Below are 23539 nucleotides of genomic sequence, written 5' to 3'. Positions count from 1 at the left end.
GATCCGCGCCGGAGGCTGTGGCGGAATGCCTCGAATGCGCGCCCGGTGCGGCACGGCAGAGCCGTTCCTCTCGCGGTCTCGCGCGTGAGCCGGCCATGGTCCGGATCTCGCAACTACCGCCGGGACTACGGAGGACACCATGGAAACTGGGTCACGAGAAAAGCTGCTGGAGATCCTCAAGAAGTTCCGGAATGCCATGCTCGTCACGCAGGCGAGCCACGGGGCGCTGCGGGCGCGTCCGATGGCGCTCACGAAGGTCGACGACGGCACCGGGGACATCTGGTTCATGACGAGCATCGACTCGGGCAAGATCGACGAGATCGAGTCGCACCCGGAGGTGAACGTCACCCTCCAGGAGGAGCACCGCTTCCTGTCGCTCTCGGGGCGCGCCTCGATCGTGCGGAGCCGGGCGAAGATCGAGGAGCTGTGGTCGGAAGAGGCGAAGGTCTTCTTCCCGAAGGGCAAGGACGATCCCCACCTCGCGCTCATCCACGTGAGCCCGCGCGAGGGCGAGTACTGGGACAACCAGGGTGCGGCCGGGCTCAGGTTCCTTGTCGAGGCGGTCAAGGCCTACGTCACCGGGACGACCCCGAAGACCGACGCCGCCCAGCACGCCGCGGTGCCGCTGAACGGCGGGCCCACGGGCGACGGCCGGGTGTCCGCGCGGTAGCGATCTCCGCGGGGGCGCGGCGCCAGATCGCCGCGGCGCATCGCGCCGATGCGGTCCATGCGGGCCGATGCAGCCCACGCGGCCGACGTGGCGCGGCGCCGCATGCGACATCGCGCCCCACCGCCCTTCGCGGTGCTCCTGAGTCTGTCCCCTTCCCTTCAGCGTCCAGGCCAGCGCGTCGCAGATCGCACCGCTGCGCGCACGCTGGCCCCACATCCATGCTCCCCCACGATGACCGAGCGCCTCGCGCAGCGCGGCGAGCTCGCGAATACCGCCGATGCCGCACGGTAGCACGCGCCGCGCGCCGCGGATCCAGCGGGACGGAGCGTGGCGCACCCCTTGCTATTCATGGAATCACGGAATCGCGGAATCACGTTACGCCGTGCTCCCTCCTCTGGGATGGCGTGACGCGGGAACCCGGCAGCAACGAGGTCAGGCATGGGGATCTTCACGATGTCTCGTCGAGCTCAGATGATCATGGTCGCGGCGGCCACGGTCGTCGTCATCGTGGGGCTGCGCTACGCGGAGCCGTTCCTCGTGCCGGTGCTCTTCGGGATCGCGCTCGCGGCCATCTCCTCGCCGATCGCGAGCTGGGTCACCCGGCGGGGGCTCCCCCCGGCCATCGGGGCGCTGGCCGCGCTCGTTGTCGACCTCGCGATCCTTGTCTTCGTGGGGGCGGTGGTCACCATCGCCGGGGTGGAGCTGGAGGAGAAGGTGCCGGCCTACCTGGCCCGCGCCTCCAGCATGACCGTGGCGCTCGCGGCGACGCTCACCGAGCGCGGGCTGCCGGTGAACCCGGAGTTCCTGTCGCGGACGCTGCACACGGCGTCCCTGGTGCCGCTGCTCGGCGGGGCCGCGGTGACGGTCGCCAGCGCGGCGTCGAACCTGGGGGTCGTGCTCCTCGTGGTCTTCTTCGCCCTCTGCGAGTTCGCGGGGGCCGGCGCGAAGATCCGGGCGATCATCACGGACCCGGGGCGCGGGCTCGAGCACGTCGAGCGCATCGTGCGAGAGGTCAAGAAGTATCTCGTCGTGAAGACGATGACGAGCCTGCTCGTCGCCGTGCTCGCCTACGTGATGCTGGTCCTGCTGGACGTGGATCTGGCGCTCCTCCTGGCGTCGAGCCTGTTCGTCCTGCACTTCATCCCCAACATCGGCGCGGCGGTCGCGACGATCCCGGCCGTCCTCGCCGCGCTGGCGAGCCAGGGACCCGGCACCGCGGCGATCGTGGCCACCGGGTATCTCCTGATCAACCTGCTGGTGGGCAACGTCCTGGAGCCGCGGGTCCTCGGGCGGACGCTGGGGCTGTCCCCGCTCGCCGTCCTCCTCGGGATGCTCTTCTGGGGCTGGCTCTGGGGGCCGTCGGGGGCGCTGCTGTCGGTCCCGATCATGATGGTCGCGAAGATCACGCTGGAGAACGTGGAGGGGCTCTCGTGGATCGCGCGCATCATGGAGCCGGCGCCGGAGGAGCATGCGCACGAGGCAGCGCAGGCGAGCGAGGAGCCGCCGCCATCGCTGCTGCGGCCGAGCGTCGCGGGGGCGCGGCGGTCCGGGTAGCAGGGGTTCTGCCGGCCTAACCTGGCACGTCCGCGGCCGAGAGGCTCTCCAGCTTGCGCAGGATCTCCCTTGCTTCAGGAAGATTCGAGCCGCCGAGCTCTTTAAAGATGCCAACCCCCTCTCGCACGAGCGCCAAGCCGTGCTTGAGTCGCCCTTGCACGGCTTCGAGCCGGCCAAGCGAGACAAGCGCTCCTGCCTGGATTTCCTTGGCCCCAAGCGCCTCGCTGATCTTTAGCGATTCGCGCCACAGCTCTCTCGCTTCAGCGGGATTGCCTTCACGCCACTCGACGGTGGCCCGCGCGTGAAGCGCCGCCGAGCGATACATTGCATTTCCCATCTCCTCGCTGAGCTCAAGCGCCTCGCGCAGTCGTTCTCGCGCCTCCACGTAGTTGCCCTGATGGATTGCAAGCGTCGCAAGATGGTACAGTGACACGAATTGTCCATTCCGGTCCTCGAGCATGTCGCTGATCCTGAGGGACTCGAGCACGAGCTCTCGCGCTTTCGCGTGATTGCCGTTGCGTTTCTCGATGTTCGACAGATTATACAGCGATCTGGACCGCCCTACCTGATCTCCGAGCTCCTCGCTGAGCTTCAGTGCCTCTCGTGCCAGCTGCAGTGCTTTCTCGTCATTGCCCAGGCCTAGCTCGATGGTGGACAGCTGGGACATCGATGCCGCCCGGTTCCTCTGGTCTCCTAGCTGCTCGAACAGCTCGAGCGCCTGTTGTGCGAGGTGACTTGCGGCGGTGAAATCGCCTTGGGTCATGCGGACATGAGCGATCTCCTCGAGGAGCGCCGCGATCGTAGGTCGATCGCCGTCTCCGTGGCAGAGCTCCAGCGCCGCGTGAAAACGCGTGAGCGCCTCGTCCAGGTGACCGCGTATCCCCAGCAGCAACCCGTCCATGTGCACGCGTCGAGCATCTTGGGTTCGAGCGTCTGGATGCTTCATGTCGTACTGCGCGAGCAAGTCCGCTGCCTGATCGACATGCCCGAGAACAACGGCCTCATGCGCGAGCGACAGCAGATCCTTCGGCGTCATCGTCACGTCTGGACTGAGACGGACGGTTGACCCGGAAGACGCCGCCGGCGCGTGGAGGGCCTGCTCCAGCAGCGGCTCCGCTCCCTCATCCGGCTCCTCGGGGAGCCAGAGCCCGGCGAAATCGCAGAAGTCCGGCGCATCACGCTGCAGGGCCAGCGCCGCTGCGGGATGGACCACCAGCACCCAGGGCACAGCGAACCGGCGCGCGAGCTCGTCCCGGTGCACGTTGAGCTCGGCGCAGATCCTGCCGGCATCGTGGGACTCCTCGAGGTGCGTGAGCATGAGCATCGAGACCTCCGCTGGAGACGGACACACCTCCTCGAGGAGAGTGCGAATCGATCGTGCACCAACGGAAGCGAGCCTCGCGATGCACAGCCTCGGCACGACCGCGCCCGTCGCCTCGGCGAGCGCTTCACGTTGCGCAGGCCGCCTGATCTCCACGACGGCGAGCGTGAAGCCCTCTCCGACAGACCAGTCGATAAAGCGCCGGTAGGCGGCCCCGCGCTCCGATCCGACGATGCGCTCGAAGCTACCGGCCTCCGCGCGCGCCGCTTCACCGCTCGGCCCGGCGGGCGGCTCTGCTGCGCTAGCGGCGGAGGATGTCGAGGCGCGCATTCACGAACTCCGGGATCTCGGCCACGAGCGGGTGGACGTCGTACCAGCCATCGCCGTTGTACTTGAAGGCGAGCCGGTGGAAGAGCACGTCCATGCACGCCTTGTCAGGGAAGATCTGCTTGTCCCGGGCGAGCTTGACGAGCGCGTCAAGCCAACCGTTCGCATTGATGAGATCGCGCATTCGCTGCCTGCGCAACGCCACCGCCCGCTCGACGTCGGCCCTGGTGATGGCCGCGCCGCGCGCCATGTAGGCAGCCTGGCTGACGAGGTCGAGCAGCTCCCGTACCGCCCCGCCGCTCGCTGCGATCAGGCGATCGCGAGCTTCCCGCTCCGGGATCACCGTGTCGAGGTCCATCCGGAGGGAGAGCGCCTGCTCCATCAGATCCCGTCCAGGGGCAGCCCCGTCTTGAGCTCCATCCCCGCCGCAGCCTCGGCGTTGAAGTTCTGCGCCCACTTGGTCGTGCGGACGACCTCATCGAACCATCCGGTCACGCGCTTCAGCAGCTCCGCGGGCAGCGGCGTCCCCCGCTCGCGCATCCTCTGCTCGACGGCCAGCGCCATGTTGAGCAGCAGATCCTCCGCCTCGATGCGGAAGGGATCCATCTCGACCGTCGCCTCGATGTACACCGGCTCGTACGCTTCGCTCAGCCGCTCGGTGAGCCGGAGGATCTCGGTGCTCTTGCCCGCCCCCCCGGTGGCTCACGAAGGTGGCGTGGACGAACCGGTCGTCGGGCCGCCACTCGAGCTCCTTCTCGAGCGCCTCCATCGACTGATCGCCGCGTGCCAGCGAGAAATCCTGCCAGCGCGGATCGTCGTTCGGGAGCGGCACGTCCGGGTCGCAGTTGCGCACGACGTCCTTGAGCGTCTTCGCGTAGGCAAGAGGGGACGCAGGACGGCGGACGAGGTTGGACATGAGGTGCCAGGGCTCCAGGCGCCAGGGTAGTCCAAGATGCCGGCGGAGGCACAAGAGCGACGCGGCGCCGCCCCCCCGAGTCCGTCAGGGCCCCGCTGGAGGCGCGATCCCGAAGACGCGCTCGTGGCGGGCGCTCACGTGACATCCCATGCACGACGCGACCCGGCCGGCGGAGGTCACCTCGCCCCCGGGCGTGACCGTGCCATAGACCCAGCCGGCGTCGGTGCCGGGTGTCTCGGGCGCGACCTTGAGCACCACGTAGGCGCCGGCGAAGCGCGACGCGCGGTAGACGCGATCGCCGTCGCGCAGGTAAGGATCGAAATGATCCGGTGTGCCGGAGGCGCCGTCCGGCGCCGAGGGCGGATGCGGCGGGAGCTCGGGAGCCCCCTCCTCGACGAGCTCGGGGTGGTAGCTCTCCTTGACGAGCACTTGCCCGACCGGCTGGGACACGGGCGCCTCGCCCTGCACCAGCGGATAACGATCGCGGTGCCTGGCGAACACCGAGTACAGCTTGCGGGCGTGGCCGCCGTCCTCGGCGGCGCTCATGCGGGCACGGCCGGGCAGCGGCAGGCGGCAGAGCCAGGGCGCCCAGCGGAGCTCGTCGTCGACGCGACCCCAGGCCTTGTAGTCGCGAAAGGCCGACGCGACGAGCGGGGCGAAACGGGCGTCCATCTCGGCGGCCCCATCCGCAGGCGCCGCCGGGGGCGCAGCGGACGGAGAGATAGACGCGCCGCCGGAGGGAGAGGCCCTCTCGCTCTCGGCATCCGGAGAGATGGGCTCGTCCAGGGGATGGCTGCATGCAGGCGCAAACACGAGGAGAAGGAGCAGGGGGAAGCGGGCGGTGAGCATGAGGCCGATCGTACGCTCGATCCGCCGCAAAGGTCTGCCGGGCGAGACAGGCGCGCGCCGCGCGAGCCCCGGGAGCGCTGGCGCTGGCCGCCGGCGGCCGTGGTCACGGCGCGGGAGGCGCAGATCCAGCCGGCGGCGCAGCTCCGTCCGCCGGCGCTGGCTCCGTCGCGGCGCGGGCCGGCTGGCAACGGGGACAGAAGTACGTCGACCGCATCATGGTCCCCTGCCGGCGCATCTGGACCGCGGCGCCGCAGTCGTAACAGGCGCGCCCCTCGCGGCCGTAGACGCCGACAGGCCGCCTGCCGCGATCGAAGCCGGTGCGCGTCGTGCGCGTGTGGAGGTAGTGCGCGGTGGGGCCGCGGTACGCGCCGGAGGCGTCCCGCGGCTCGACGTTGGCCTGCAGGAGGCGGCGGCCGAGGTCGAGCATCGCGGAGAGCTCCTCGTCCGAGTACGCCCGGACCGGGGCGAACGGGTCGAGCCGCCTCCGGAAGAGGAGCTCGCTCTTGTAGACGTTGCCAATGCCGGCGACGACGCGCTGGTCCATGATCGCGACCCCGAGGGGCACGTCGTCGAGCGCGCGGAGGCGGCGGAGCGCCTCCGCGGCGTCGAAGCCGTCGCCGAGCAGGTCCGGTCCGAGGCCGCCGAGCAGACGGTCGCCGCGCACGGCGCTCGCGCGGAGCAGGCGCACGATCGGCGCACGGAAGCAGACGGCGACGTAGCCCGGGACCGCGAGGATGGCCGAGGCCGTCGCCTCGGACCGCCTCCAGCGCTCCCCCTCGCGGTAGAGGTGCCACGCGCCGCTCATGCGCAGGTGCGTGTGGAGGACGGTGCCGTCGTCGAAGAAGATCAAGAGGTTCTTGCCGCGCGCCTCCACGCGCTCGACCCGGCGGCCGACGAGCTGGTCGCACCGCCGGTCGCTCCGGGGCAGCTCCAGGGCGATGACGCGCGCGCCCTCCAGCACGGGACCCAGGGCAGCGGCGATCCGGAAGAGGGTGTCGCCTTCAGGCATGAGCGGCTCCCGGTGGCTCTGGTGCAGACCGGCCGGATCGCAAGGGGCACGAGCGCGGAGGAGGTAAGGTGCTCCACCGCCGGATGCGCATGCGCGCTGTGGGCGCGTCGCTCGATGTCGCCGCGCAGGAGACAGGCGCCGAGCGCGTCAGGCGCCGAGCGGCCGCCGGTCGCATGGATGCCGGACGAGCTGGGGTTCAGTCTCTCCGACGGGTCGAACCACCCCTCCGGCGGGGCGAGGAAGCTCCGTCTCCGGTACGCGCCGCTCCCCGTGCCCGTCGCCGGGGATGGCCGCGAGTGCGTGCTCGTCAGCGTCGGCCGGACGCCCTCGGACAACCACGCGATCCCGGGGACCCAGGCGAACGGCTTTCTCCTCAAGGCGCAGGGAGTCGGCGGTCTGGTTCCCCGTGGTCGCCGGCAAGGTTCCCGTCGCGCAGATGCTGTCGTCCACCATGATGAAGATCTGGGTCGACATCCGGGACGCGAGCGGCAGCTCGGAGATCTTCGCGGTGACCGCCCGCGGCCCGACGCGCGTGGGCGACATCAAGGCGCTCTGCGGGCTCCCCCCGGCGCGATGGAATGCCGAGATCCTCCCCCGGCCGAGCAAGGTGGACCCGTCGAGCGCGGACGATCTGCTGGTGACGCCGACGTCGATCGTCGTCCTCTCGCCCCGGCGCTAGGCGCCCACGGCTCGAGGGAGCCGTCTTCGCTCCACAGCCTGCGGGGCGAGCACCTCGAGACCGCGCTGCGCCGTGTGAAGCGATCCATGGCATACTTGCGCCATGAGCTCTCACGAACGCGACTACGTGGCGATCAACCTCGCGAACTGGAACAGCCGCGTTCCGTTTCACGAACAAGGCTATGAGCTCCACAGGTTCCTCGAGGACCCGCGGCATCTCTCGGGTGTTGTCGACTTCGATCGCGCCCGGCTCGGCGACGTGCGCGGCCTCGACGTCGTCCATTTGCAGTGCCACATCGGCACGGACACGCTGTCGCTCGCTCGCCTCGGAGCGCGCATGACCGGCCTCGATTTCTCCGAGCCGGCGCTGGCCGTGGCGCGGCGGCTGGCCGCGGGTTGCGGCGCCGAGATCGAGTACGTGTGCAGCAATCTTTACGACGCGGTCGCGGCGCTGGGGACCGAGCGCTTCGACGTGGTGTACACGGGCGTCGGCGCGCTGTGCTGGCTTGACAGCATCCAGCGCTGGGCCACCACGGTGGCGGCGCTGCTGAAGCCGGGGGGTCGCCTGTTCATGCGCGAGGGGCATCCGATGCTATGGTCGCTCGCCGATCCGCGCCCCGACGGCCTCCTGGTCGTGGAGTATCCTTACTTCGAGGTCGAGGGCGGCACGCTGTTCCACGAGAAGCAGACCTACGTGTCCCACGAGGGAGAGCTCGCCGCGCCCGACACCATCGCTTTCAATCACGGCCTCGGCGAGATCATCTCCGCGCTCTTCGCGGCGAACCTGCGGCTGACCGAGCTCACCGAGCACGACTCGGTCCCCTGGAATCCGCTCGGAGCGGGCATGGTGGACGACGGGCGCGGCGAATGGCGGCTCCGCGAAAAGCCAGAGCGGCTGGCGGCGAGCTATACCTTGCAGGCCGTCAAGGGCTGAATTGGCAGATAGCCGCATGGGGCGCTCCGGCCGGAGCGCTTGCTCGAGCCGGACAATCGGTTTAAGGTGTCCCGCATAGAGACGGAGGCCGCGCAGGCCTCCATCGCAAAAGGAGCTTCCATGCGTCGGTTCGGCCCTGCTACCCGATTGCGGTTCTTCATCGCTGCCCTGACGGCAGGCGCGGCGATGCTGGGGACCACCGCCCTCCTGGCCCCCTCGAGCGAGGCGGCGCCCGGGGCAAACTGCACCTACTACAGCGACGAGAGCCACACGACGGTCGTCGGCCAGTACGGCCGCGACTGCTGCAACAACCCGATCGCGTGGGGCACCAAGACGCCGCACCACGAGTGCGGCGGGTGCTTCCTCTGCACCCCGCCTCCTCCCTGAGGGAAAGCGCGCCACCCGACCGCGACGTGACGCCGGGCGCGTGCTCTCCGGCGCATGCGGATGCCACTCGGCTTTCCCGCTCCAAGAGTCACAGATCAAGATCTTCCTGCTTGCGGGGGTTGGCATGAACAAGGACCCTTCTTCTCGATGGCTGTACGGCACGATCTCGATCGCGCTCGGGATCGCGGCCCTCTCCGGCTGCTCTGGCAGGGTGGACACGGCGGACGCTGGCCCGGGCGGCTCATCGAGCGCGGGCGGCGCGATGGGAGCGGGGGGCCTTGGCGGCGGCGCCGGCGCAACCGGCGCAGGCGGAGCCGGCACGGGCAGCACGGGTGCGCTGGGCTCCGGTGCGGGCGGCTCCGGCGACGGCGGCGCAGGAGCCTCTGGAACGAGCGGCTCCGGGGCCGGCGGCTCCGGCGACGGGTCGGGGGGTTCGGGCAGCCCGAGCCCCCGCAAGTTCGTCGGCAACATCACGACGAACGGCGCCCTGCGCGACGACTTCATCCAGTACTGGGACCAGATCACGCCCGAGCTCGAGGGCAGGTGGACCTCCATCGAGAGGTCCCACGGCGTTCGCGACTGGAGCAGGCTCGACGCGGTCTACAGGTACGCGCAGGACAACGACATCCCCTTCACGCAGTACAACTTCGTCTGGGGTGCCACGCCGCCGTCCTGGCTCGGGAGGCTCACCGCGGAGGAGCAGCGGCAGGCCGTGCGGGGCTGGATGCAGGCGTTCTGCGAGCGGTACCCCGACACGGAGTACATCATCGTCGTGAACGAGCCGCCGCCCCACACCACGCCAGTCTTCAAGAACGCCATCGGGGGCGACGGCGAGAGCGGCCATGACTGGATCGTCAACTCCTTCAAGTGGGCTCGCGAGCTCTGCCCGGGCTCGACCTTGATCCTCAATGACTACAACAACATCGAGTACGAGAGCGAGCACGAGCGCTTCGTCGAGCTCGTGGAGACGCTGCTGGACGCAGGCGCTCCCATAGACGCCCTCGGCGCGGAGGCCCACGACGCGTACAAGTTCGAGACCAGCACCGTGAAGGGCTACATCGACGGGCTCGCCGCGACGGGCCTGCCCGTGTACATCACCGAGTACGACGTCGGCCTCTCGGACGACGACGCGCAGCGCCAGGTGATGGAGGAGCAGCTCACGATGTTCTACAACCACAGCGCCGTCAAAGGCATCACCCTCTGGGGCTACGTCGTCGGCTCCACCTGGCGGGACAACACGGGCCTCCTGCACCCGGACGGCACCCTGCGGCCGGCCATGGCCTGGCTGATGGACTTCCTCGATCGCGGCGAGTGATCCCTCGCCCCGCCGCCCGGACGGCGCGGCGACCGGCGTCGAGCTTCCTCTGCCGACAACAAAGCTTCCGTGTTGCAAATGGCCGATGAGCCGTTCAGGATGATGGCGTTCACCTCATCCCCACAAGATTCGATGCGAACTTCCCAGGGCTTCTCCGCAATCACCCTCATGGGCTCGACCTGATGCGTGGCGGGAGGATGGCCGGGTGAGGAGCAGCCGCCGCTCGCAGGTGCCGCCCTTCGCGGTCATGGAGGTGCTCGCCGCCGCCAACGCGCGGCGCGCGGCGGGCGAGCCGGTCATCAGCCTGTGCGCGGGCCAGCCGGGTTCAGGGGCGCCCGCCGTCGTGCGCGCGCGGGCGGCCGCGCTCCTCGCGGACGGGGACCTCGGGTACACCGAGGCGCTGGGCATCCCGGCGCTGCGGCTGGCGCTCGCGGAGCACTACGGCCGCTGGTACGACGTGGACCTCGACCCGTCGCGCGTCGCCCTCACCACCGGGTCGTCGGGCGGGTTCCTGCTCGCGTTCCTCGCGGCGTTCGAGCCGGGTGACCGCGTGGCGCTCGCTCGCCCGGGCTACCCGGCGTACCGGAACATCCTCCGCTCCCTCGGGGTGGAGGTGGTCGAGCTGCCGTGCGGCCCGGGGAGCCGCTTCCAGCCGACAACGTCACAGCTCATGGCCGCCTACGACGGCGGAAAGCTCGACGGTCTGATCCTGGCGAGCCCGGCGAACCCGACGGGGACGATGGTCGACGCCGCGGAGCTCGAGGCGATCGCGCGCTGGTGCGCGGAGCATGACGTCCGGCTGGTGAGCGACGAGATCTATCATGGCCTCACGTACGGCGCGTGGGCCGGGCGCCAGGCGACGGCGGCGCGCTACGGCGACGCGGGCGCCGTCGTCGTCTCGAGCTTCTCGAAGTACTGGGCCATGACGGGCTGGCGCCTGGGGTGGCTCGTGCTGCCGCCGGAGCTCGTCCCGCCGGTCGACGCGCTGGCGGGGAACCTCGCGCTGTGCCCGCCCGCCCTGGCGCAGCACGCGGCGCTCGCGGCCCTGACCCCGGAGGCGTACGCCGAGGCGGATCGGCTGGTGGAGGGCTACGCGGCCGCGCGCGACCTGCTGCTGCGGCGGCTGCCCGAGCTCGGCTGGGAGGTCGCCCCGCCCGACGGCGCCTTCTACCTGTATGCCGACGTCGGTACGGACGACTCGGTCGCGTGGTGCGAGCGGCTGCTCGCCGACACGGGCGTCGCGCTCACGCCGGGCACCGACTTCGACGGCGAAGACGGCGCGCGGTACGTCCGGCTGTCCTTCGCGGCCCCGGTCGAGCAGGTCGACGAGGCGGTGACGCGGATCGTCGCCTGGCAGCGCGCGCGGTGACCGGCGAGCGGTCACCACCGGCTGCCTCCCACTCCCTCCTCCCCCGGGTGTGAGAACGCCTTGCGTCCCAGCCCCGCGCCGCCCGGGGTGGTTTACATTGGCGGTTCCAACAGCAGGAGAGACCGCATGACCGATTTGTCGTCCTTCCCCGTCGCGCGCAAGTGGCCCGCGCGGCATCCCGACCGCATCCAGCTCTACTCGCTGCCCACGCCCAACGGCGTGAAGGTGTCGATCGCGCTCGAGGAGATGGCCCTGCCCTACGAGGCGCACCTTGTCTCCTTCGACACAAACGACCAGCTCTCGCCCGAGTTCCTCTCGCTCAACCCGAACAACAAAATCCCGGCGATCCTCGACCCGCAGGGCCCGGGCGGCAAGCCGCTCGCGCTGTTCGAGTCCGGAGCGATCCTGCTGTACCTGGCGGAAAAGAGCGGGCAGCTGCTGCCGCAGGAGGCGGCGCGCCGCTACCAGACGATCCAGTGGGTGATGTTCCAGATGGGCGGCATCGGCCCCATGTTCGGCCAGCTCGGCTTCTTCCATAAATTCGCCGGCAAGGACTACGAGGACAAGCGGCCGCGCGACCGCTACGTGGCGGAATCGAAGCGGCTGCTGGGCGTCCTCGACGGCCACCTGCGCGGCCGCGCGTGGATGATGGGCGATGACTACACCCTCGCCGACATCGCGATCTTCCCGTGGGTGCGCAGCCTCGTGGGCTTCTACGGCGCGGGCGAGCTGGTGGGGTTCGACGACTTCAAGGAGGTGAAGCGCGTGCTCGACGCCTTCGTCGCGCGGCCGGCGGTGGTGCGCGGGCTGGACATTCCGTCGCGCAACGCCTGACCGCCGGCCTGCCCCCTCGGACGGCCCGCGGATCCCCGTGAGGAGGGCGCGGGCGGCGAGGGAGGCGCGCTCGCTCCTACAAGCGCTCGATGATGAAGGTTCGGGTCTTGTCGTCGAAGCCGTGGGGAGCGAGGTTCGCGTCTGCCGTGAGGACGCGCGACTCCGTCGAAGTCCAGAAATACCCATCGAAGAGCGTCAGCTCGAAGCCGGGGGGGACGCGGACGGAGCTGATCCGGAGGTCCCATGGGCCACCGAAAAGGTAGCCGCCGGAGACGCTGTACACGAACGATGCGCCCGAGAAGTTGGCGTGCTCGTAGAAGGTGACCACGTCCAGCTGCGGGTCCGAGGCGTGCGAGACGACGAGGCTCGAGAGGGTGTTGTCGAAGCCCGCGGTCGCGAGGTTCGTGTCCGAGGTGAAGACGTACGCCAACCCCTCGAAGTTGTGGTGGTAGAAGACCGTGACCCGGAGCCCGGCAGGGACCTTGATCGAGCTCGCGCGGTCGTTGCCGATGATCGCCAGGTCCGCGACGTTGTAGCGGCCGATCCCGAAGCCCTGCGAGATGCCGGAGAAGTTCGAGAGGTCGTGGAGCACGACCTCGTCGGCGGGGTGGACGGTGGGGCCGCCGGCGACCGTGGCGTCGATCCAGGCGCGGTGGCGCGCGACGTCGACGCCGAGGAGGCTCGCGTGCAGGTTCGTGCCGTTCTGCCCGCTCGAGGCCGAGAACACGGCGACCTGGCGCCCGTCGACGAACCACGGGCCGCCGGAGTCGCCGCTCCAGCCCGAGCCCGTCACGCCGGTCGCCAGGAGCTCCTCGTCGGAGTACCAGCCGTCGATGTGGAGGGTCGCCTTCTTGAGCGACGGCGCCATGACCAGCGGCGTGCCCTCGCTCCCCCAGCCGTAGGCCGTCGCGTCGCTGCCGGTCGCGACCGACGTCGCCTCGGCCAGCTGGACGAACGGTCCATCGGCGTCCTCGGTCAGGTGGAGCAGCGCGATGTCGGCGCTGGCCGAGGGCACCTCGACGGCGTCGACCGCGATGCGCTGGCCCTGGCCGTACGTGTTGCTGCCGACGCGCACCGCCGACGTCTCGCCCTCGTCCGCGATGCAGTGTTGCGCGGTGAGCACCCAGCGCGGCGCGACGAGGGTGCCGGTGCACTGGTAGAAGTCGCCGGTGCTCCCGCGCACGTCGAAGACCTGGACGGCCCAGGGGCTCGCCTCGGCGACCTCGCCGCCGACGATCTCGGACGACTGCGAATCAAGTGGATCGAGCGGCTCGTCCGACGCGCCTTCGATCGAGCAGCCCGCGGAGAGGCCGAGCGCGGCGCCGGCGCAGACCACGAGACCCAACTTATGAACAAGCTCTCTCTTCTTCATTGTGTCTCCACATCATCTTCCTGTTCCGACGAACGTTCGCGCCGAGGCAGTCCGCCTCTGCCAGGCGGCTGCCAGCGCCATCGAGGTTGAGCCAACCTCCGTCAGCAAGCAGACTGACGGGCCCCGTGATCACGGCGGGCCCGGCTCGGCGCCGGCGCCTCCCAGCAGACCCATGCGCGCGCGGGTCGACTACCGTGGGGGAAACGTCGGAGCGGGAGGCCCGGAGCCGGGCGTACGAAGCCCGCCCTGCAAGCGCTCAAGAATCACGTCCGGAGTATGCGGTCTTACCCGGAGCGACGCCAGGCAGCGATCTGAAACGGCCGCGTTCGAGGCGTGGAACAATGCGCCATCCCGCTGTTCGCATCGAGCTGGAACTTTATGATTGGCGCGTCGACCCAAACGGCCCTGAGGCGCGCCGCCCCCCGCGCCGGCCACGCCGCCCAGAGGGCTACCGGGGCACCAGCACCGAGACGCTGTGGGCCGGCATCGCGTACGTGAAGGCGTTCGTGGCGCCCGGGGCGATCGGATCCGCAGGCGCGAGATCCGCCTCGTCGCCCGTCAGCCGCCACACGTCGACGGCCGTGTAGCTCCCGTAGGCGGCGAGGGTCACCGCGGCCGTGAGCGGGGCCGTGGTCTTGTTGATGGCGACGAGGACCATGCGGCTCGGGTCGTCGTCATCGATGCTCGCGTACACGGTGGCCCTGGCGACGTCGCTCGTCTCGGCGTGGATGGACGTGTCGCCGAAGCGCGCGCCTTGCCCGTCGTAGCTCGTGAAGGCGCGCACGCCGGCGCGGAGCATCGAGACCTCGTCGCCGGGGTCCCAGATCGTCGCGACGAACACGCCCTCTCGGCCGAAGACGCCGAGGGCGTCGGCCTGGGCGATCGCGCCGGAGATGTGGTTGCCGCCCCCGAAATTGTACTCGGTGAAGCCGAGGGCGGTGCCCGGGTAATGGGCGTCGATCAGGCCGCGGAGCCACGGGAGGAGCATGATCGGGCCGCCCACGACGTCGTTCGCGATCCAGCTGTCCTCCACGAAGGTGGGATCCCAGAGCGAGCGCGGCGCCTGGACGCGGGCCTCGACGGACTCCGGAGAGGCATCCTCGCCCGTGATGCGCTCGCCGTTCGCGTAGATCTCGGTGTACCAGTGCAGGTCGAGCACGTCGACAAGCCGGCGACCCTCGCTCGCCTCGGCGGCCTTCATGGCGTCGAGGTAATGCTCGATGAAGTTGCCGTCCGCGTCCGGCGCGCCCTGCAAGCTGACATAACCGGAGTATCCATACGAGACGAAGCCGGTGACGAGCGCGTTCGGCGCGACCTCCTTGATCGCGGACGCGAACTCGATGTTCTTGTCGACGAGCTCGGCGTAGAGCACCGGCTCCGGGTGGATGCGCTCGTGGGTGTGATTCCAGAGGTCGGGCTCGTTGTCGAGCGAGAACAGGACGTTCGCGACATCGCCCTGGAAGGCGTCGGGGAAAGCTTGCTTCATCCAGGCGACGAACTCGTCCTGGTACACGGCGTTGTCGTCGAGATCGGGCGACGAGGAGAAGGGGGCGCCCTTGCGCGCGATCGTGGGGTGGAAGCGGGTATCGAGGTAATCCGGGGTCTGGTTGACGTCGCCGTCGCCGTCCTTGTCGGCCGCTACATGACCGCAGATAGGGACGGTCGCGATGAAGGCGGCGCCGTGCGCCAGCGCGTCCTCGGCCAGCACGCGCACCGCCTCGCCAGGGACATCGCCGCTCTGGCTGTTCCCGACGAGGTGGGCATCGTTCTGGTGCATGTAGTCCGAGCCTGCGTTGGAGGCGTTGTTCTCCCAGTTGTACGCGGTCATGCGGTTACCGCCCATGCGCACGACGGTCGTGCCGCGCTGCTCGCCGTCCAGGTCCTCCGCCCAGTTGACCCCGTAAATGAGCGGGCTGATGGGGCGCACCCCCTGATCGGCGCGCACCGTGAAGGCGACATCGCCCGGCCCGGGATCGCCGGGCTCGACGAGGCCCGCGGGAGGATGGCCGCCCGACCCGCCCTGGCCGCTGCCGGCCGTGCCGGTGCCGCCGCCCGAAGCGGCAGTGCCGCCGCCCGAAGCGCCGGCACCTCCGCCCGAAGCGCCGGCGCCTCCGCTGCCGTTCGAGGAACTGGCACCGTCATCGCCGCAGCCAAGGAAGGCGGCAGACGCGACGAGGGCAAGCAGAGCGTGGAGGATGGGAGCGCGTCGAGAGGGCGCGGGGCGATGGTGCCCCCGGTTCGGCGGCGTCGCCGCTCCTCCTGGCGTGCGCTGGCCAGAGCCGGCGGTCGCGACAAGGCCGGGGCATCTCATGCCATGGGCTCGCGAGCGCCCTCCCCTACCGAAAAGTGACAACGCCTCGCCCTCAGAGGCGAGCGCACCCGATGTAGAAGCACTCATTACAATGATCTCCTGCCGGCCATCATTTCCCGACCGACAGTAAGTTATGTGTATTTATTAATGCTCTCTGCTCCTGTTCGGCATCGACGCACCGCGCGAGCCGGCGTCGCCGTGCGTCGCAAAGACGCGACGCGTTGACGCTCTGCTCGATCCACCGGGGGTCGGCGCCGTGTGGAACGGCTGGTCCTCTCCCCCTTTCGCGCGCAGCCAGGGGAAACGAGCATCTGGCTCGAAGCGAGCTACCGGCGGATCAGCGCCGGATCCATCGGGTCCACGGCGTCGCCGGGAGGCGGCTCGGCGGCAGGGCGTGAGCGCTCGACAGCGGGCGCCGCAGGGGGGCTGTGCTGGGCCGGCGGCGCGGCGGGCCGGGCGCGGGCGCTGGACGGCGGGCGCGCCGGCGGGCTCGGCGACGGCGCCCCGGCCACCGGCCCTGCGCGCTGCGAAGGCGGCGCGCCGTTCGAGGGCCCGGCGCCCCGCGAAGGCGGCGCGCCCGCCGAGGCCTCGGCGTCCGGAGTCGGCGCCGCCGCGGGCGGCGAGGGCGCGGCTGCAGCCGCAGCTGCGCCGCCCTGGAGGGCCTGGCTCGGGCTCGGCGTCACCTCGGCCGACGGCGCCGCCGGCGCGACGGAGGCCGACGCCGCGGGCATGCCGTCCGCGACCCCCGGCGCGCGCTGCGTGGCGAGCAGCACCGCGCCGAGCGCGAGCGCCGCGCCCACGCCCAGGACGAGCGCGCCGCGCCGCCCCCTGGGAGCGGCCGGCGCACCCCAGGTGCGCGCGGTGATCGCCCGCTCCGAGGCGACGACCTCCGGGCGCGCGGCCGGCTCGTCAGCGACCGCGGCGCCGGCCCCGGCGACGCGGGTGATGCGCTCCACCGAGAGCCGAGACCCCTCCGGCGCGTGCGGCCCGAGCGCCTGCGCGAGCTCGGCGATGCTCTGAAAGCGCCGCGCCGGATCCTTCTCCAGGCAGCGGAGCACCACCGCCGCGAGGCCCTCCGGCGCCTCCGGGCAGCCGTCGCGGAGCCTCACCGGAGCGCCGGCGGCGATCTTCGCGCCCATGGCCATGAAGCTCTCCGCCTCGAACGGCGGACGGCCGGTGAGGAGCTCCTGCAGCACGACGCCGAGCGACCAGATGTCGGCGCGGGCGTCGACGCGCTTCGTGCTCTCGAGCTGCTCGGGCGACATGTAGAGCGGAGAGCCCATGACCGCGTCCGGCGCCGTGATGCTCGCGTCGACAGGGGGCGTCTCGGAGCGCGCAGCGTCGCTCGCGCGCGACATCTTCGAGATGCCGAAATCGAGCACCTTGACGAGCGGCGAGCCGTCCCTCCGGGTGGTGAGGAACAGGTTCGAGGGCTTCAGATCCCGGTGGACGATGCCGAGCGCGTGCGCCTCGGCGATCGCCTCCCCCGCCTGGAGCACATAGTCCACGGCCACCCCGACCGGCAGCCGCTTTCTGTCGTGCAGGACCTGCCCGAGGTCCTTGCCGCTCAGGAACTCCATCACGATGAACGGCGTGTCGTCGTCGAGCGTGCCGACGTCCATCACCCGCGTGGCGTGCTCGCTCTCGAGCCGCGACGTCGCCCGCGCCTCGCGGAGGAAGCGCGCCACGTCCCCGCCGCTCTTCCTGCCGCGCAGGAGCTTCAGCGCCACGTTCCGGTCGAGCGGCTCGTGCCACGCGAGCAGCACGACGCCCATCCCGCCGCTGCCCAGCGTCCGGATCACCCGGTACTTTCCCGCGATCAGCGTCCCCGGCGCCGTGGGCTCTGCCGGATCGCCGGCCGCCGCGGCCGGGGCGGCGTCGAGGCCCTCGTCGGCGAGGAGGGCGGCGAGCTCGCGCGCGACCTCGGCGGCGCTCGCCGGGCGGCCGCCGGGGTCCTTGGAGAGCATCCGCGCGATGAGCGCCTCGAACGCCGGCGGGGCGAGCGGACAGAGCTCCCGCACCGCGGGAGGCCGCTCGACGAGGACCTTCACAAGCACCGCCTCGGTGTCCGCGCCCGTGAACGGCGCCCGGCCGGTCAGGCACTCGAAGAGCACCGCGCCCAGCGCGAACAGGTCGGTGCGCGCGTCGGGGGTCGCCGCGCCGCGCACCTGCTCGGGCGCCATGTAGCTCGGCGTGCCGACGAGCGTCCCGGGGCCCGTGACCGCCGGCGCGTTGTCCTTCCCGCGCGCGAGCCCGAAATCGAGGAGCTTGACCCGATCGGCGGCGCCGTCCTGCAGGAAGACGTTGCTCGGCTTGATGTCCCGGTGGACGAGCCCCTTCTCGTGCGCGGCGGCGAGGGCGTCCGCGACGCCGTGCCCGACGCGCGCCGCGTCGCGGACGCCGAGCGGGCCCTCGACGAGCCGCTCCGCGAGCGTCACGCCGGCGAGCCGCTCCATCGCGAGGTACCGCTCGCCCAGCGCGGTGCTGCCGTGGGCGACGTAGCCGACGATCCCCGGGTGGGAGAGCGCGGCGAGCGCCTCGGCCTCCCTGTCGAAGCGCGCGCTCGTCGCCTCGTCGACGTCGCGCAGGAGCTTGAGCGCCACGCTGCGGTGCCCCTCGCGGTCCCACGCCTCGAAGACGACGCCCATGCCGCCCTCGCCGAGCAGCGTGTCGATCTCGAACCTGCCCGCGACGACCTCGGGCTCGGCCGCCAGCGAGACGAGGCGTCCGACGCGCGCGTCGTCGAGGAAGGTCATCGGACGCCCCCGAGCAAGGCGCGGGACTCCGCCTCGAACTCGGCCTCGGAGCCGGTGATCTCCCGCAGCTTCTCGAGGAGCAGACCGCGGAACTCGCGCCGCGCGAAGGCGAGGTAGTTGGTCACGTCGGTGACCTTGATCCCGAGCTCCGCGGCGAGCTCAGCATAGGTGGGGCGGTCCTCCGCGCCGTCGTCGAGCACGTAGCGCTCGAAGACGCGGAAGGTGAGCTGCTTGCCGCCCCGCTCGCAGCGCTCGCGGAGGGCATCGACCGCCGTCCCGACCAGGTGCCGCGTCCACTCCCGGTCGAAGTACGTGTCGAGCGAGTCGGGCGCTGGCACGGCGAGCACATCAATCTCCCGCTCGGCAGAGGGGAAGTCGAGGCTGAGCGTCACGGCATGTCCGCCGCGCTTCTGTCGCCCGCTGCTCTCGGCCTCCTTCATGACGAAGCGGTCCAGGCACATCTTCAGATAGGTGCGGAACAGGGCCAGCGAGGGGTCGTACGCGGAGAACGTGCGCTGCTCGATCGCTCGAGCGAAGAAGCCCTGCGTCAGATCGGTCGCGCGCTCGCCTTCGAGGCGCCAGCGGACGCGGAGGTGCTTGTACACCGGCTTCCAGTAGGCGCGCACGAGGATCTCGAACGAGCGCGCCCGCTCCGCCGGGTCGTCGCTGCCGACCGCGACGACGGCCGACCTGTGGGTCGTCGGAAACCTGCCTCGCGGGGCCCCGCGCGAGAAATCGTCGTCCATGTCTAAAGGAACGTGGGGGGCGCGCGGAATAGGATCATCGACGAGGCGAAGCTACCACAGGCCGCCCCCGGGCGGGAGCTCCGGCGGGCCGCCGGCCCAGGACGCATCACGGGCCTGCCGGCGCTCCGAGCCCTGGCGCTGCGGGCGCTCGTCGCGGCCACGCCGTGGCGCGGCCTCGGGGGCGCTCGACGCTGGATCCAACCTTCCGTGAAGAAGAGGAGAACAGAACATGAAAAAGGCATCTCTCTTGGCCCTCGCCCTGCTGCTCACCGCGTGTGAAGAAGAAGGAAGGATGGCATTCGGGATCGACGTCCAGGCGTACGATCCCGAGTTTTCGGCATCTCACTGCGCTTTTGCAGGGGAGACCGAGACCATCGGCAGTCTCACGGTCTTCGACGACGCACAGCAGCCGCCGCGGCCCCATTACAAGTTCGAGACCGAGTCGGACTCCGACGAGCAGGTCTACCATGTGCGGGTGTCCGACGCGACTGCGGTCGACGAGGAGGCGAGGTGGCCCGTCCTCGCGGAGCGGACCTACGACAGCGCGTTCGGGGAGTCCGGCGGCCAGGACTCGTTTGTTGTCGACTTGAAAGGGGAGCAGGTTACCTTCACGGTGCTGGGCATTCCGGCCGAGGGCGGGTGCCCGCAGAGCGGCCTCCCGGACCCGAGCGACGCTCCGACCCCCTCCGACCGCTAGCGCCCCCGAGGACAACGTGAACCCGCTCCGGAGGACAACGTGAACCCGCTCCGTCCGTTTCGCCGCACGCTCTGGGCGCCCCTCTCGGCTGCGCTCCTCGGCGCCTCGGCGCTGCTCTGGGGCCGGCAGGTCGCCGCCGAGGAGAGCGCCGCCGAGAAGCTGTTCCGGGAGGGCCGCGCGCTCCTCGTCGAGCAGCGCTTCGCCGAGGCCTGCCCCAAGCTCGAGGAGAGCCAGCGGCTGGAGCCGAGCCTGGGAACGAAGCTCAATGTGGCCTACTGCCATGAGCGGCTCGGCGCCGTGGCCACGGCCTGGGTCGGCTTCCAGGAAGCGTTGACCACGGCGCGCACCGAGGGCGACGCGGCGCGGGAGGCGTTCGCCAGGAGCCGGATCGAGGCGATCGCGCCGCGCGTGCCCTGGCTCCGGGTGCGCGTTTCGGCGGGCGACGCCGGCGCGGACCAGCTGGCGATCCTGATCGACGGCGCGGCGCTCGATCCGGTCGCGTGGGACAAGGAGCTGCCGGTGGATCCGGGCGAGCACGTCGTGGCCGCCGCGCACCGCGGCGAGGTGTTCTGGCAGACGACGGTGACGCTGAGGGAGTCGGAGCGCGCGGACGTCGCCGTCCCGCCGGCCGCGCCGGTGGAGCCGGCCTCGGCCCCCGCGGCCGTGTCGAGGCCGGAGCAGCGGCCCGCGGCGCGGCGCGATGGAGCGCGCGAGGCGAGGAGCGCGCGCGCCGCCGCGCCGGGGGCAGCGGGCCGCTTCGTCTATGAGGCGGGCGTGCTCGTCGGCTTTCTCTGGCTGGAAGCAGGCAAGATCGATGGCTGCATCACCAGGTACGGGACGTGCTCCTTCAATGCCGAGACCGATACCTTCCTCGCAGGGGCGACGGGGTTCGTCGGATATACGGCGATGGAGCGCCTCGATCTCGGCCTTCGCGCCCAGATCGGCCTTCACTCGAGCGAGGGCATTCTCTTCGCGCTCGGCCCCTCGGCGTCGTACCTGCTCGGTGAGCGCTTCAGGGTGGGCTCAACACTGCTCTTCGGCACGGCGACGCATACCGCGGAGGTCTACGAGCAGGGTGGGTATCTACCGGCTGGGTCCGGCGCCGGTTACGGCGATGAGGGCCCGGTCGAGACCGATTTGCCTCTCGGATTTTCTCTGGGCCTCGGCGCCGAGCTCGGCATGAAGCTCATGGACAGCCCGGCGGGCTCGCTCTTCTTGCAGGCCACGCCGCTGTTCCTCGTCGGCGCGGACGGCGTGGCGGCGTCTCTGCCGCTCGGCGTGGCCTACCGCTGGAACTGACGGAACTGACAGAACTGACGTCGAGCGCAAGAAGCTTGCTTGTGTGCGTTCACCGATCGGACTGGCTGCTCCAGAATACCATGGCGCGATAGTTCGTTTGCTTGCGTGAAGCCACGACGAGAGCAGGCGTGCGCTGCGCGCAGACGAGCGATACGCTGGCGACGGAGCCCTATGCAGTCGGCGCGTCGCTTGCGACGCAAGGGGTTCGAGCTTGCTCGGATGATCCCGTCGACGACCCCTTCGAAACGCGACGCTAGCACCGTGGCGCAGCCCCTGCTGGCCGCCGAATGGCCGGTCCGGGAGCTGAACGTCCTGATGGTATCAGCACGGAACGTAGAAAAATTCACACTGACCGAGCGCCGACAGCGCTCGGGATCCTAGGGTAGACCGCTGTTGCGCCCGGCCGCCCGCCTCGTCTACGCTGCTGACGCTTTGATTGGAGAGCGCTTCGGCGAAAAGTACCGGGTTATCCGCCTGCTCGGACAAGGGGGGATGGGCGCGGTCTACGAGGCCGAGCACGTCGAGACCGGCGAGCGCGTCGCGCTGAAGTGCATCGACGGAGCCCACGTCGTTCCAGGCAAGAACAGCCTCCTGCGCTTCCAGCGCGAGGTGAAGGCGATGGGCGCGATCGACACCGAGCACATGGTCCGGGTGCTCGATGCGGGGACGGATCCCGAGCGCAAGGTCCCCTACATGGTGATGGAGCTCCTGGAAGGAGAGGACCTCCAGCACCTGCTCGACCGGGTCGAGTGCCTGGAACCCGACACCGCCCTCCGGATCGCGGCGCAGGTCTGCCTCGGCCTGCAGAAGGCGCACGAGGCGCGCGTCGTGCACCGGGACATCAAGCCCGCCAACCTGTTCCTCGCCCGGCGCGGGGACGGCGAGATCGTCGTCAAGATCCTCGATTTCGGGATCGCCAAGATCAAGCCGGAGCCGAGCCAGGGCGGCCCGACCACGGGCCTCACCCGCACCGGAGGGATCCTCGGTTCGCCGATCTACATGTCGCCCGAGCAGGCCCGGGGCCTCAGCGACATCGACTACCGCACCGACATCTGGTCGCTCGGCATGGTGCTCTACGCCGCGCTCGCGGGGGCGCTCCCGCACGGGCACATTGCCGCCTTCGGCGACCTGATCATGGCGATTTGCGCGCAGACGCCACGCTCGGTCCAGACGTTCGCGCCCTGGGTCGAGCCGGAGGTGGCAGCCGTGGTGCACGGCGCGCTCGGGCTCGACACCGGCGAGCGATTCCCCACCGCGGCGGCGATGCTCGACACGATCCGCCCGCTCCTGCTCGGTGGATTTGCCCTCCGGGAGGAGCTCCTGGTCCCCGTCAGCCCGGAGACCCGTGCCAAGGTCGCGGCGAGGCTCTCGCTGGTCCACGCTGCGGACGACGCGCACCGGCGGATCGCGCGCATCGTCGTGCAAGGGGGGATCAGCGGCGGGGACACGACGGTGACCGTGGAGGCGCCTGGGACCGTGGCGAAGCCCGGGACGACGCGCGGACCGACCGACCGTGCGCTGAACACGACGACGGCGGAGTCGAGCATCAGCACGAGCACCACCCGCGACCGCGAGACGAGCCCGCGGGCGAGGGACACGAGCGCCCCTCCAGCGCGCTGGCCAGGGAGGGCGTCCGCGGCGGCGGGGCTCGTGGCGGCCGCCGGAATCGTCGCCTTCGTCCTGTCCAGATCGTCGCGCCAGGAGGAGAGCTTGCCAGTCAGCGGTCTCGCGGCGAGCGCGGCCGCTGCGGTCGTGCTGCCGCCCGCGCCGCCCGCGAGTACGCCTCTGCCCGCCGTCCAGCGAGGGAAGCTGTTCGTCGTGCCAGCCGATGCGTCGGTCGAGATCGACGGGAGACCGGCGGAGGTCCGGGGCGGCGAGGTGACGATCGAAGGCGCGCCGGGGAGCAGGCATCAAGTCCGGCTTGTCAAGGGAAAGGACGAGCTCAGGGCCGAGGTGATCATGACCGATACCGGCCCCTCCCCTGCCTCACTGCGGCTCGATCCGGAGAAGCCCGGCCCCGCGGCGCCTCCGGGCGCAAAAGCGTCGCCGGGCGCAAAAGCGTCGCCGGGCGCGAAGGCAGCGGGAGCGCCGAGCGTGACGGAGCGTCCGGCGCCCCCGACGACCGCCACTCCGAAAGACGATCTGATCCCCGACGATTTCAAATAACACCGCTCGGGCACGCGCCATGCAACCGC

20 protein-coding genes are annotated in these 23539 nt (G+C 70.7%); 11 read left to right on the top strand and 9 right to left on the bottom strand.

What is annotated here, in order from left to right:
• The first annotated feature begins 139 nt into the window (after positions 1-139).
• Both WME75_RS18430 and WME75_RS18425 read left to right on the top strand, forming a co-directional pair.
• Positions 140-670, top strand: a complete 531-nt coding sequence (locus WME75_RS18430) for a pyridoxamine 5'-phosphate oxidase family protein (protein WP_437492592.1) — start codon at positions 140-142, stop codon at positions 668-670.
• Positions 671-1123: 453 nt separating this feature from the next.
• Positions 1124-2224, top strand: coding sequence for an AI-2E family transporter (locus WME75_RS18425; RefSeq protein ID WP_437492589.1), 1101 nt, complete (start codon positions 1124-1126; stop codon positions 2222-2224).
• A 16-nt stretch (positions 2225-2240) separates the two neighbouring features.
• Here the strand turns inward: WME75_RS18425 and WME75_RS18420 are convergent, their stop codons facing one another.
• The 5 genes from WME75_RS18420 to WME75_RS18400 all read right to left on the bottom strand — a co-directional run bounded on the left by WME75_RS18420 (position 2241) and on the right by WME75_RS18400 (position 6646).
• Positions 2241-3875, bottom strand: coding sequence for a tetratricopeptide repeat protein (locus WME75_RS18420; protein WP_437492586.1), 1635 nt, complete (start codon positions 3873-3875; stop codon positions 2241-2243).
• On the bottom strand, positions 3847-4254 hold the full coding sequence (locus WME75_RS18415) for a hypothetical protein (protein ID WP_437492583.1): 408 nt from the start codon (positions 4252-4254) through the stop codon (positions 3847-3849). Before WME75_RS18415 ends, WME75_RS18420 begins: the two co-directional genes overlap by 29 nt.
• Entirely contained in the window at positions 4254-4502 is a 249-nt protein-coding gene (locus WME75_RS18410) for a hypothetical protein (RefSeq protein WP_437492580.1), read from the bottom strand. Before WME75_RS18410 ends, WME75_RS18415 begins: the two co-directional genes overlap by 1 nt.
• Before the next feature lie 370 nt (positions 4503-4872).
• Positions 4873-5460, bottom strand: a complete 588-nt coding sequence (locus WME75_RS18405; RefSeq protein WP_437492577.1) for a hypothetical protein — start codon at positions 5458-5460, stop codon at positions 4873-4875.
• 280 nt (positions 5461-5740) lie between these two features.
• Positions 5741-6646 carry a DNA-formamidopyrimidine glycosylase family protein gene (locus WME75_RS18400; RefSeq protein WP_437492574.1) on the bottom strand — a complete coding sequence of 302 codons (906 nt, stop codon included), beginning with the start codon at positions 6644-6646 and terminating at the stop codon, positions 5741-5743.
• Positions 6647-7082: 436 nt separating this feature from the next.
• Here WME75_RS18400 and WME75_RS18395 point away from each other — a divergent pair, with 436 nt between their 5' ends.
• From WME75_RS18395 to WME75_RS18370, 6 genes are all read left to right on the top strand, one after another.
• A complete protein-coding gene (locus WME75_RS18395) occupies positions 7083-7325 on the top strand; it encodes a hypothetical protein (RefSeq protein WP_437492571.1) in 243 nt (80 codons plus the stop codon).
• 102 nt (positions 7326-7427) lie between these two features.
• Complete coding sequence (locus WME75_RS18390; RefSeq protein ID WP_437492569.1) at positions 7428-8258, top strand: class I SAM-dependent methyltransferase; 831 nt, start codon at positions 7428-7430, stop codon at positions 8256-8258.
• Between the two features lie 120 nt (positions 8259-8378).
• Positions 8379-8645 carry a DUF6289 family protein gene (locus WME75_RS18385; protein ID WP_437492566.1) on the top strand — a complete coding sequence of 89 codons (267 nt, stop codon included), beginning with the start codon at positions 8379-8381 and terminating at the stop codon, positions 8643-8645.
• A gap of 124 nt (positions 8646-8769) precedes the next feature.
• Complete coding sequence (locus tag WME75_RS18380) at positions 8770-9960, top strand: endo-1,4-beta-xylanase (RefSeq protein ID WP_437492563.1); 1191 nt, start codon at positions 8770-8772, stop codon at positions 9958-9960.
• A gap of 205 nt (positions 9961-10165) precedes the next feature.
• Positions 10166-11329, top strand: coding sequence for a pyridoxal phosphate-dependent aminotransferase (locus tag WME75_RS18375; RefSeq protein ID WP_437492560.1), 1164 nt, complete (start codon positions 10166-10168; stop codon positions 11327-11329).
• A gap of 126 nt (positions 11330-11455) precedes the next feature.
• Positions 11456-12163, top strand: a complete 708-nt coding sequence (locus tag WME75_RS18370) for a glutathione S-transferase N-terminal domain-containing protein (protein ID WP_437492558.1) — start codon at positions 11456-11458, stop codon at positions 12161-12163.
• Between the two features lie 76 nt (positions 12164-12239).
• On the opposite strand, the gene WME75_RS18365 is transcribed toward WME75_RS18370, so the two are convergent.
• The 4 genes from WME75_RS18365 to WME75_RS18350 form a co-directional block, all read right to left on the bottom strand.
• Positions 12240-13535 carry a trypsin-like serine protease gene (locus WME75_RS18365; protein WP_437492555.1) on the bottom strand — a complete coding sequence of 432 codons (1296 nt, stop codon included), beginning with the start codon at positions 13533-13535 and terminating at the stop codon, positions 12240-12242.
• Positions 13536-13983: 448 nt separating this feature from the next.
• Positions 13984-15480, bottom strand: a complete 1497-nt coding sequence (locus WME75_RS18360; protein ID WP_437492552.1) for a glycoside hydrolase family 44 protein — start codon at positions 15478-15480, stop codon at positions 13984-13986.
• A 692-nt stretch (positions 15481-16172) separates the two neighbouring features.
• On the bottom strand, positions 16173-18602 hold the full coding sequence (locus WME75_RS18355) for a serine/threonine-protein kinase (RefSeq protein WP_437492549.1): 2430 nt from the start codon (positions 18600-18602) through the stop codon (positions 16173-16175).
• Complete coding sequence (locus tag WME75_RS18350) at positions 18599-19348, bottom strand: RNA polymerase sigma factor (RefSeq protein ID WP_437492546.1); 750 nt, start codon at positions 19346-19348, stop codon at positions 18599-18601. Before WME75_RS18350 ends, WME75_RS18355 begins: the two co-directional genes overlap by 4 nt.
• Positions 19349-19577: 229 nt before the next feature.
• Here WME75_RS18350 and WME75_RS18345 point away from each other — a divergent pair, with 229 nt between their 5' ends.
• The 3 genes from WME75_RS18345 (at position 19578) to WME75_RS18335 (ending at position 23510) form a co-directional block, all read left to right on the top strand.
• Positions 19578-20045: a hypothetical protein gene (locus WME75_RS18345; protein ID WP_437492543.1), complete on the top strand. Its 468-nt coding sequence runs from the start codon at positions 19578-19580 to the stop codon at positions 20043-20045.
• A 39-nt stretch (positions 20046-20084) separates the two neighbouring features.
• Positions 20085-21344, top strand: coding sequence for a hypothetical protein (locus tag WME75_RS18340; protein ID WP_437492541.1), 1260 nt, complete (start codon positions 20085-20087; stop codon positions 21342-21344).
• A gap of 393 nt (positions 21345-21737) precedes the next feature.
• On the top strand, positions 21738-23510 hold the full coding sequence (locus WME75_RS18335; protein ID WP_437492538.1) for a protein kinase domain-containing protein: 1773 nt from the start codon (positions 21738-21740) through the stop codon (positions 23508-23510).
• The last annotated feature ends 29 nt before the right edge of the window (positions 23511-23539 follow it).

The sequence above is a fragment of the Sorangium sp. So ce1014 genome (genome assembly GCF_051521505.1).
Taxonomy (GTDB): Bacteria; Myxococcota_A; Polyangia; order Polyangiales; family Polyangiaceae; genus Sorangium.
This window is presented reverse-complemented; position numbering and strand designations above follow the sequence as displayed.